The following is a 1,265-nucleotide window of genomic DNA, read 5'->3' as shown; positions in this document are numbered from 1 at the left end:
TGGTGAGCAGGTCTACGTCGTCGTACCCCACCCTGTCCGTCGATGCCACCGGAACCGGTGTCGTGTCGCACGCCGGAGCGGTGACACTGCTCGGCACTGCCGAGGTCACCGGACGCAACGCAGCCCTCTCGCAGAGCCTGTCACCGTGGCGGAAACCGTTGCCGCACTTCGACCCCGGCAAGATCATCACCGACCTCGCAGTGTCGTTGACGTTCGGCGGGGACTGCCTCGCCGACATCGCCACCCTGCGCGAACATGCGGCTGTGTTCGGGAAAGTTCCCTCCGATCCGACCGTCTCCCGTCTGATCAGCGCGTTGGCCGCAGATGCACCCGCGGTGTTGACCGCCATCGACACCGCGCGGGCAACTGCCCGCGCGACGTCGTGGGAACACGCCGGTGACCACGCGCCTGATCACGACATCACCGCGCAGAATCCAATCGTCATCGACCTCGACGCCACCCTCGTCACCGCGCACTCGGAGAAGGAATCTGCTGCTCCGACCTACAAACGCGGCTTCGGATTTCATCCCCTGTTGGCGTTTGTCGACCACGGTGCCGACGGGACCGGTGAACCCGTCGCGGCGCTGCTACGGCCAGGTAACGCCGGCTCGAACACCGCGGCAGATCATATCGAGGTCACACGAAAAGCACTGGCACAGTTACGCTCTGCAACCGGACCTCGTCCGGGCCGAACGGTGATGGTCCGTACCGACGGTGCCGGAGCCAGCCACACATTCATGACCTGGCTGCACAACAAGCGGGTGTCGTATTCGATTGGGTTCGGGCTCACCGACGCGATGGTCACCGCCCTCGCTGTCGTTCCCGAGAGTGCGTGGTCTGTCGCCGTCGACGCCACCGAGAAGGTCCGCGACGGCGCCTGGGTCATCGACGCCACCGGCCTACTCGACCTCACCACATGGCCGGCCGGAATGCGCGTGATCATCCGAAAGGAACGCCCGCACCCCGGTGCGCAGTTGCGGTTCACCGATTCCGACGGTCTTCGATTGACCGCGTTCGCCACCAACACCGTGCGCCGGTCAGATCCAAGATCTCGAACTTCGGCACCGTCGCCGCGCCCCGCTGCGAAGACCGCATCCGCACCGCCAAGGACACCGGACTGACCAATGTTCGGTGCACGGGTTCGATCAGAACCGCATCTGGTTGGCGATCGTCCAACTCGCTCTCGACTTGATGGCGTGGACTCAGATGCCCGGCTTCACCGACCACGAAGCACGCAGGTGGGAACCCAAACGTATACGCCTACG

1 pseudogene is annotated in these 1,265 nt (G+C 64.8%); it reads left to right on the top strand.

The window, feature by feature from the left end:
- Positions 1-2 precede the first annotated feature (2 nt).
- Positions 3-1,265, top strand: a pseudogene (locus AZG88_RS29500) (IS1380 family transposase); the annotation flags it as partial.

It is taken from the genome of Rhodococcus sp. LB1, from assembly GCF_001583455.1.
Classification (GTDB): Bacteria; Actinomycetota; Actinomycetes; order Mycobacteriales; family Mycobacteriaceae; genus Rhodococcus_F; species Rhodococcus_F opacus.
This window is presented reverse-complemented; position numbering and strand designations above follow the sequence as displayed.